7 protein-coding genes, 2 tRNA genes and 1 pseudogene are annotated in these 9,536 nt (G+C 45.0%); 5 read left to right on the forward strand and 5 right to left on the reverse strand.

What is annotated here, in order from left to right; genetic code table 11:
* Positions 1–163, forward strand: a pseudogene (locus BGL89_RS10530) (IS5/IS1182 family transposase); the annotation flags it as partial.
* Between the two features lie 99 nt (positions 164–262).
* Here BGL89_RS10530 and BGL89_RS10535 read toward each other — a convergent pair.
* Together BGL89_RS10535 and pedR are read right to left on the reverse strand one after the other, a co-directional pair.
* Positions 263–814, reverse strand: coding sequence for a TolB family protein (locus BGL89_RS10535; protein ID WP_286825670.1), 552 nt, complete (start codon positions 812–814; stop codon positions 263–265).
* Complete coding sequence (gene pedR, locus BGL89_RS10540; protein ID WP_108937575.1) at positions 798–1,079, reverse strand: photosynthetic electron transport-dependent transcriptional regulator PedR; 282 nt, start codon at positions 1,077–1,079, stop codon at positions 798–800. The genes BGL89_RS10535 and pedR overlap by 17 nt, the downstream gene beginning before the upstream one ends.
* A 489-nt stretch (positions 1,080–1,568) precedes the next feature.
* On the opposite strand from pedR, the gene hisA reads away from it, so the two are divergent.
* Positions 1,569–2,330 (forward strand): 1-(5-phosphoribosyl)-5-[(5-phosphoribosylamino)methylideneamino]imidazole-4-carboxamide isomerase, encoded by a 762-nt coding sequence (gene hisA / locus BGL89_RS10545; protein ID WP_286825671.1) that lies wholly within the window; start codon positions 1,569–1,571, stop codon positions 2,328–2,330.
* Here hisA and BGL89_RS10550 read toward each other — a convergent pair.
* The 3 genes from BGL89_RS10550 to BGL89_RS10560 form a co-directional block, all read right to left on the reverse strand.
* Complete coding sequence (locus BGL89_RS10550) at positions 2,327–4,096, reverse strand: beta-barrel domain-containing protein (protein WP_286825672.1); 1,770 nt, start codon at positions 4,094–4,096, stop codon at positions 2,327–2,329. The genes hisA and BGL89_RS10550 overlap by 4 nt on opposite strands.
* 82 nt (positions 4,097–4,178) lie before the next feature.
* The gene (locus BGL89_RS10555; RefSeq protein ID WP_286825673.1) at positions 4,179–7,148 is read right to left on the reverse strand and encodes a peptidase domain-containing ABC transporter; all 2,970 of its coding nucleotides are present in this window, start codon (positions 7,146–7,148) and stop codon (positions 4,179–4,181) included.
* A gap of 232 nt (positions 7,149–7,380) precedes the next feature.
* Positions 7,381–8,142 carry a peptidylprolyl isomerase gene (locus tag BGL89_RS10560; protein WP_286825674.1) on the reverse strand — a complete coding sequence of 254 codons (762 nt, stop codon included), beginning with the start codon at positions 8,140–8,142 and terminating at the stop codon, positions 7,381–7,383.
* 417 nt (positions 8,143–8,559) lie between these two features.
* Between BGL89_RS10560 and BGL89_RS10565 the strand changes: the two genes are divergently transcribed.
* The 3 genes from BGL89_RS10565 (at position 8,560) to BGL89_RS10575 (ending at position 9,380) form a co-directional block, all read left to right on the forward strand.
* Positions 8,560–8,644 (forward strand) — tRNA-Ser (locus BGL89_RS10565).
* A 106-nt stretch (positions 8,645–8,750) separates the two neighbouring features.
* Positions 8,751–9,266, forward strand: coding sequence for a GNAT family N-acetyltransferase (locus tag BGL89_RS10570; protein WP_002736326.1), 516 nt, complete (start codon positions 8,751–8,753; stop codon positions 9,264–9,266).
* Positions 9,267–9,306: 40 nt separating this feature from the next.
* Positions 9,307–9,380, forward strand: a tRNA-Pro gene (locus tag BGL89_RS10575).
* Positions 9,381–9,536: the final 156 nt, after the last annotated feature.

The raw sequence follows: 9,536 nt of genomic DNA on the forward strand, positions 1-9,536 counted from the left end.
ACTTCCCTCAACATCGGAAACAGCCATTGCTATTACTTTTTTAGTTATCAATCTTTCCACCCTGCTTCGGCAGGTTTTTTGGGCTTTTTTACGTCTGAAATGGAAAAACCGCACTTTTTCTGGGTCAACGATTACAACAAGTTATAGCTTAGAAATTAATTAATAGGCAAAGCTTATTCTCCTCTCCCATCTCCCCCGCAACGCGCACGAAGTGGTCTCCCATCTTCCCACACCCCACACCCTTCTCCCTTCTCCCCCAATACTATCGGGACGGGGAAGAATTGATCGGGGGTAAAGAAGGAGAAATTTCGCCACCTCGATCGAATATTTCCAGATTCCATTGACCGAAACGATTACTTTCAAAAGCAATAAAACGACCGTTACCACTAATCGTCGGACGACGCACTTCTCCTAAAATATTTTCGGTGATATTTTTTGCTTGCAGAGTTTGTCGATCATAAATATATATATCGGGTTTACCGGACTGTTCCGATACATAAACAATATAGCGACCATCGGCACTAATATCCGGTTGATCTTGATAGGTTTTTGCTTGATTTAACCCCGGCAGGGGAACTAAACGATTAGCCACTCGATCGAATAAATAAATCGTTCGTTGTCCCAGGCGATCGGAGGCAAAGACCAGATAACGACCATCGTAGTTAAAACGGGGATTATCTTCAGAGGAAGGGGTATTTAAAGTATTTCCTAAAAGCTGTTGGGGAGGGGTGACAAAACCTGCATCACTACATCCCCCCAGACTGATGATATTAACCGCAAGAAAAAGTCCAAGAAGTTTAGGAAACCTGATCATCGGTCGGCGCTGGGGAAGGAAGGATACAACAATTAATATCATCCAGACAAACTTTACCCCAATGCAATGCCCAACGCACCAATTCCACCCGATTATCGGTTTTTGTTTTTGTCAAGATATTACTAATATGATTATCAACGGTACGCTTGCTAATCTCTAGCTTTTCCGAGATTTCTTGATTAGTTAAACCATTAGCCACTAAATCGAGTATTTCTAGCTCTCGATCGGATAATGAAGCGGCTGTTTGAAACTTCCCAGCAGACATAAGTATAATTCCTCTCGTATATGTACTTATCATTCTAGAAGAATTTTTCCCCTAGGAATCGATAATCAGTAATCAGTGATCAGTAAACAGTAATCAGTGAAAAGACAGCACTGTTACTGCCATTTGATGATGCACACTTAATAAATACTGCTCACTTAATACTCAAAACCTGACAGGGGGACAAGCTGGCTGAACTCCTTACAGCACAAGCTTTTTGGGTGTTCGAGCGAAAAAGTTCGATGCAGCTCACCCCCCGTTGTTGATAAGAATTTCTAGTAAGCTCGCCCAAATCCCTGATTCTCTCGTTAGCTTTTTGGCTGAAAGCGATGTATCTGTTTGTAACTGAGGAGCCTCAAAACCTTTATGGACAATGCTTTGAGAGGTCTTGTTCCCCTGTCAGACTCAAAACTGATCAGTGATCACTGATTCAAGGCTGACGGCTGGTACTATATAATAAAAAACGCTCCTTAGTTAGATATTGAGAAAAACATGGAAGTTATCCCCGCTATTGATATTCTCGAGGGCAAATGTGTGCGACTTTATCAGGGAGATTACCAACAATCGCAGGTTTTTAACGATAATCCCGCAATAGTGGCGCGAGAATGGGTCAATCAGGGGGCAACCAGATTACATTTAGTTGATTTGGATGGAGCCAAAGAGGGTAAATCGGTTAATTTGTCAACTATTGAAACAATTCTTAATGATATTGCCATTCCCGTACAGGTGGGGGGTGGACTGCGGGATCTAGAAACGGTGAGTAATCTCCTAAAAATCGGGGTAGAAAAGGCGATTTTAGGGACAGTAGCCGTAGAAAAGCCAGAATTAGTCAGCGAACTTTGTCAAAGCTTTCCGGGGCAAATAATTGTCGGTATTGATGCCCGCGATGGCAAAGTAGCCACCCGGGGTTGGTTAGAAACTTCCGAGGTAGAGGCGATCGCTCTTGGTCAAGATATGGCAAAAAGAGGAGCCAGCACGATTATCTACACTGACATTCATCGAGATGGCACGCTTTCTGGCCCTAATCTCGCTGCTTTGCGAGAATTAGCCGAATCCGTCGAAATTCCCGTGATCGCCTCCGGGGGTATTAGTTCCCTGACGGACCTACTGAGTTTATTGTCTTTGGAACCTTTAGGAGTAACGGGAGTAATCGTGGGCCGCGCTCTTTATACCGGTGCAGTTAACCTCTCGGAAGCGATTAGTGCGATCGGATCGGGCCGTTGGCAGGATCTACCCCCGAATTTTTTCGCTTAACGGACTTGTTTGAGAGTATCCACCTGTTTATTGAACATATCGGTAAATAGTCCCAAAACGGTGCGATTTTCATTGACTTTGATGTTAACACTCACAGACATCCCCGATTGCAGCGGCAGAGTGGATTTATCTTTCAAAACTAACTCTTGACTGTTCAAGCTTACCCGGACGGGGAACCGATAAAAACGGTGATTTTCATCGGGAGGTAAAGCATCGGAACCGATCGAGATTACTTCTCCCTTAATATCGCCGTATTCACTGTAGGAAAAGGAATCAATGCGAATATCGGCTTTTTGTCCCACGCGCACAAAACCGATGTCTTGGTTAGTCACATCCACCTCTGCCACTAAACAACCTTTAGCGGCATCTTTGATCTGGGTGGGACAGCCATCGGGAACAAGTTTTAATAATGCTTCCGCTTGACTTGGTTGGGGAACAAACCCGGGCCGCGCCTTGAGATCAAAGACCACACCATCAATCGGGGCGGTAATTTTTTGATATTTAATCGTCTGTTGTGCTTGACTAATTTGACTATCTAACTCAGCAATGCGCTTGTTGTTATCAATGATAATGCGACTGATCTGACTATCGATTTCAGCGATCCGTTTGTAATTGTCCGCCATTTTATCGCGCACATCTTTTTCCGTGATTACTGTGGTATTAATCAGCTTTTCTTGCGCTTGGGAGATCAACAGGAAATAACGCTTTTCTTCCTGCTCCAGGCGGGAAATTTCGGCGATGCGGGTTTGTACTTCTTTCTCTTGTTTTTCTCGATCGATTTCGCCGTTAGCCTCTTGCTGCTGCAGTTCATTCTGGCGATCAGTTACCGATTGTTTTTGCTTATTAATCTGATAACGGGCGACCGCTCCTTCATCCCCCAAGGGTTCAATATCTTTGAGAATATTACGCTCGATATCCAAGCTTTCTTGGCCCTGTTTCATCGAATTGGCATTACGAGTCTTAATTTCTTCTAAGACGAAGCGATCATTGATTAATTGCGAGCGGGCATCGGCCAACTGTACCCTGGTTTGGGCCAATTGTTTTTCTAATTGTTCCATTTCCAATCTAGCGGCCGCTTGTCGAGAATTGGATTCCCGTCGGGCAGCCCCTAAACGGGCTAATTGATCCCCTTGTAAAGCAGAGCTAGAAGCACCTTCACTGACCTGTGCTTGATAAAGTTGATTCTCTGCCACCAAAGCTGCACGATTACGGGCTAAATCGGCGATTTCACTCGGTAATTTTAATTGAGCGATCGAACTCTCCACTTGTGCCGGTGTCAGATCCTGCGCCATTAACAGACGATAGAATTGATTTTCCTTCTCGGCACTGGCGCGAATTTTTCTCAAGGATTCTAACTGCACTTGCGAGGCACTGGAATCCATTAAAACCAGTACATCACCTTTGTTAACTCGATCGCCGTCTTTAACTTTAACTTCCTGTACTACCCCATTCACCGGTGCTTGTACTTCTTGGACTTTGCCCTGGGGTTTAAGTTGTCCTTGAGCGCCGACCACCTGCTCGATTTTGGCGAGCGCTGACCAAATTAAAGCGGCAGTGGTGACACTCATTAATGTCCAGATAATCGTCCGCGACCAAATGGGCGATTGTTTCAGGATCACCGATTGTTCTGGTGGGCTGAAAGTGGGTAAAGAAGGGGTAATACTTTTATTTTTCGTGGTAGTGGCCACCTTTTTACCCGCTTGGGTCAGTTCATCGCTTTTAGCGTTGCTGTTGCCGTTTTGACCGTTGTTAGAATTACCGTTCATGGGGATTCTCCTATATTTATTTTTTCAGTAATCAGTGAACCGATAACCGTTTACTGATAACTGATAACTGACGACTGACTGACTAGATTTGCGAATCCTGTTGTTTATAGAGAGTATAGTAAAGGCCTTTTTTGGCCATTAATTCCTCGTGGGTGCCTTCCTCCGCTACTGTCCCTTTATCCATCATGACAATAATATCGGAGGATTTGATCGAAGCTAAACGATGGGTAATAAAAAAGACCGTATGATCCTTGAAAACTTCTTTGAGATTCAGACACACTTGCCGTTCGGTGTTATAGTCGAGGGCGCTGGTGGCCTCATCAAGAATGAGAATTTGCGGTCTTTGCAGGACGGAACGAGCGATCGCAACCCGTTGTCGTTGTCCCCCCGATAGGGATGCCCCCCGTTCACCGACGCGGGTATTATAGCCATTGGGCAGGGTCATAATAAATTCGTGGGCCGCCGCCGTTTTCGCTGCCGAGACAATTTCCTCCACAGTCGCATCGGGGTTAGTCAGGGCGATATTTTCCTGTACCGTACCGTCAAATAATAGGGTTTCTTGGGGAACCATGCCGATTTGACGACGCAGGGAATAGAGTTCCACTTTGTTGATATCATAGCCGTCGATGAGAATCCGTCCCGATTCTGGTTCGTAGAGACGGGCTAATAGTTTAGTGATGGTACTTTTCCCAGCACCACTTTCTCCCACCAAAGCGACAAAAGTACCGGCGGGGAATTCTAAGTTGACGTTGTATAGTTGCAGAGGTCCGTGGGGATTGAAGCGGAAAGCGAGGTTTTCGTAGGTGACAGTGCCTTTAATTAAGGGCATGGGGATGTTTTGGCGATCAAGTTCCGCTTCTTGGGGAGTATCGACGATATCGGCTAATCTTTCCAGGGATAAGCCAGTTTCTTGGAAGTTTTGCCAGAGTTGGGTCAAACGCAGAATCGGCGAGGTAACGTAGGAAGAGATAATCCGGAAGGCGATTAATTGACCAAGAGTGAGTTGTCCGTCTAAAACTAGGGCTGCTCCCACCCAAAGCACTAATAAACCCGATAATTGGTTAAAGAAGTGACTAAAGGAACCGGCCAAAGTTGAGGTCATTACCGTTTGAAAACCTTCGGCCACATAGCGCGCATAACGTTCTTGCCACTGCCAACGGGAACGCAATTCGATATTCTGTGCTTTCACCGTTTGAATTCCCGTCATTACCTCCACCAGATAGGATTGGGTTTCGGCGTTTCGTTCGGCTTTTGCGCGCAGTTGTCGCCGCACGATCGGTGCGAAAATAGCTGTGGAGAGAACTAAAATCGGCACGACTCCCAGGGCCCAAACAGTTAGAATCGGGCTATAGATCAACATAACCACAATGTAGATAACCGAGAAAATGGCATCTAATACCACTGTTAGGGCTGTACCCGTTAAAAATTGCCGAATATTCTCTAATTCGTTGATTCTTGTCGAAATTTCCCCCACTGGCCGCCGTTCAAAGTATTTCAGGGGTAAACGCAGCAGGTGATCGATAATTTCTGAACCGAGGGTCATGTCGATGCGGTTAGTGGTATCGACAAAAAGGGAAGTTCTCAAAAAGGTTAAAATTCCCTCAAAAACGGCAATTACTAACAGGAAAACCCCGAGGGTATTCAAGGTTTCCGGGCTATTCTGCACAATCACTTTATCGATGATCACCTGAATCATCAAGGGATTGGCCAGGGCAAATAACTGCACGAAGAAAGAAGCGATAAAAACTTCTATTAAGACTCGTTTATGTTTCTTGACAGAAGGCCAAAACCATGATAGGCCAAAACGCTGTTGCTGGGTGTGTTTGGTGGGTTTGAGCAGAATCACTTCCCCTTTTTCGCCCCAAGATTCCAGAAATTCGCTGGTTTTGCGTTTAATTATCCCCCTTTGGGGAACAGCGATCGTGGTTTCCCGTTGATTAATTTCGTAGAGGATAACGATGCTGTCTTGCCAGCGAATTAGGGCAGGAGGGTTGATATTGGGCAAGGAAGAAGCATTTAGGGGTACTAATTGGCTATGGAGTCCCACTACCTCGGCCACAGCCCCACACAGGGGCAGGGAAAGGCTGCCGGTTCTTTGCAGTTGATCCCCTAGGATGCGTTGGATCACGTCCTTGCGAAAGGGGATATTAAAATATTTGCAGAGCATCTGAAAACAGGCACTCACCGCCTCTAGTTCCGTTTTTCCCCCGAAAAAAGCATAGGATTTGCGGTTTTTCTCGACAGTTTTTTCAAGGTCTATATCGCTGGTGATGTCGCTTATTTTTCCCTGGGGTATATCTAATACCTGGGTGGGTTTATTTCCCTTGATCACTTGGGTTTCTAGGATATCATCCGTTTCTGTTTCCGCAGCCGCTTCGGTTTCAACTGTCAAGAATTCATCTAACTGGTCGGAGGAAAGACCTAATAAGCGCGTGTTAGTCGGATTGTTCTGGGTGATAACTGTGCCGATAGGATAATTATCGGTATTTTCGCTGACTAACCAGAGATAATCATCGTTAATCTGGTTGTAGGACACACAAGCTTTGTTGAAAAGAGCCTGAGCAATTTCTTTCAGGTCTCCCCCACCCCAGGCCTGTTGATTAAGATAGGAGCCTAGGAGAGCATAAACTTCAGCGATCGAGGTTTCTTTAAAGAAATATTGCTTAAATTCCGGGTAATTTTTGATTAAAGACCAAAAATCCTCTTGTTTTAAGGTTAAACAGATCGTGACTTCCGAAGAAGCGATCACCGTTTCACAGGGGGTAGCGCGCAGAAGACTGATCCACCCGAATAAATCCCCCGGCTGTAATTTAGCCAAAGTGACCGGCAGCGGATTGTTAACCCTAGCATCGTAACCCAAAAGTCTGGCCTCTCCCTCGTAGAGAAGGACGAGGTGGGAGGGTAAGCGGTCACACTTGAGGATCGCATTGCCCATCTCATAGCGAAAGGGTTGTAATTTCTGGCCCAGGGAACGTCTAACCTCGACGGGCAGGCGATCGAAGGGCTGTACGGTCTCCAGAAAGGCGGTAAAATCTAAAGTGGTATAACTCATTGGCTAGGCGAAAATTGACTAAGTTGGCAAATAATTAGGGTTTGCGGCAAAAAGTTTGTTGGTGGGGGTAGGGTGTGGGGTGTGGGGTGTGGGGTGTAGGGTTTTACCGATTTTCAGGTGGTCAATTACCTAATTTTAAGTCTAAAAGTCTTATCGAACAATGTTTTTAGATTTATCCAGCAAACCCTAATTAGGCGAAAAGACTAGGTTTACCCAGTGTTGCAAGGAAATGCTATATAATCGATACCTGCTCGCTATTGACTGGGTTTGATTCGGAGATAAATTTCACTGTTTGCATTTGAGCCGTTAACCATTGTTGGAATAAATCATTGCGTAAGCGTTGACGGGTGGGAGGATCCAGTTCACAGGATAAATATTTTTCCAGTCGGACAATCACGACCCATTCTCCCACTTGCGTCGGTGGCCACAGTTGCCCCGGTTTACTTGCCTGGAGAATTTGCCCGATCTGGGGATGGGGGGCACTCAGTTCCACCGGTCCGATTAGTCCTCCGGTTTCCGCTTCTGCTCCCTGGGAGTATTTTTTCGCTAGTTCAGCGAAGGTATTTTCTCGATCCTGTATCCGGAAAAATAGTTCCTGGGCAATGCCGATATTTTTTGTCCGAATCAGGGAATAAACCACCTTATCCAATTGATTTTTGACTTGCAAGAAGTAGGATTCTACTTTGTTATCCCAAGTCTCCTGTTTAAATTTTTCCAATTTAATGTCCCGAAGAATTAGATATTCTAGTTGCTCGGAATCCATCCCGTTTTGTTGTAACCAAGATTTCATTTGCTCATCGTTGGCAATTTGATTATTTTGATAGAAACGGGAATAGGCCGCGTTTCTTTCTTCGGGATTGCAGGTGATATTGGCGATCGCTTGCTCGATAATTACTTCCCGGATTAACTGGGGTAACATACCATATTTTGCCAAAAGAGGCAAGACCTGTGACTGGTTAATTTTTTGGTCGCCGATTTCAATAATTGAACTCATAATAAATACATTTTCCTCTCAGAAATGTTAAAACTATCAACTCTAGGAGCTTCTAAATTTTATTGAGGTGATTATACGTCAAAACAGCAATTTTAAGGCACTCCCCCCTATTTTAATTTTAGTTTTCCCCGTGAAAGCCGAAAATTACGGAAATTAAAGAAATAAGTCGGTCATCTTGACGGGGGTGGTGAGGGGAAGTAGGAAGTAGTCCATATCTGGCCGATCGGCCCCCAAAAATACTGCTCAGAAAGCCCTAATTGCGCCCTCAATTGGCTAGAATAGAATTCTTGCAGAAGTCGGGGAAGGGGGAAATTTTAACCTTTAACCCGATAATATGCACCTCTTTTCCCTACATTGGCAGAAAATTTTTTGATTTGTGCAATATATCTAATGATAAGATATAGGTCTGGCTGCCTTGGAGAGGTGGCAGAGTGGTCGATCGCGCTCGACTTGAAATCGAGTAACCAGCAATGGTTCGTGGGTTCAAATCCCACCCTCTCCGTACTCAACCAATCAAATTTGGACTCAGGTTGCCCGATTGTTCTTAGACAGGGGAAAATAAAATATACTAGGCTAAAAAGATAATATTGAGGCAGTAGCCCCCCGGCATGGTTTTTTGGAAAAGATTGTTTAATAGCTCGGAAGTCACTGCATCTCCTGACTATTCGGGAGACTTGGTAGAGGTTGCCCAGAATGACCTCGGACAGACGCGAGTGTTTTTTAGTACCGATCGAGAGCTAGATCTATATGAGTTAGAAGAACTTTGTGACTCGGTAGGTTGGGCCCGTCGTCCTTTACGCAAAGTTAAAAAGGCGATCGAATGTAGTTTTTTAGTGGTGTCGATGTGGGAAGTGCGAGGTAATCGCCGTCGTTTAGTGGGTTTTGCCCGTGCCACTTCCGATCACGCTTTTAATGCTACAGTCTGGGATGTGGTTGTTCATCCTCACTATCAAAGTAAAGGCTTTGGTAAAGCATTAATGAAATTTATGATCAGGAAGTTGCGGGGTGAGGACATCAGCAACATAACTCTTTTCGCCGATCCGCAGGTGGTGGATTTCTATCGTCGTCTCGGTTTTGTTCTCGATCCCGAAGGTATCAAAGGTATGTTTTGGTATCCCGATTAAGAATGCGGCTCTTAGGCTATACTAAAAAAGGAGTTGATTTCGGGATGTAGCGCAGCTTGGTAGCGCGCCTGCTTTGGGAGCAGGATGCCGCAGGTTCAAATCCTGTCATCCCGACTTGAGAGAAAATTATTAAAATCTTAACTTTGTCTCCTTTCCGGTTGACAGGAAAGGCTGCCTTCTTTTATCGAAAATTTGGGTTAAAACCCCGTCGTTTTACGACGGCTTTAAGCTACAATGGAAAAAGCGATAACCAAGCTAAAAACTGAACCT

The organism is Microcystis sp. LSC13-02 (assembly GCA_002282935.1).
GTDB lineage: Bacteria > Cyanobacteriota > Cyanobacteriia > Cyanobacteriales > Microcystaceae > Microcystis.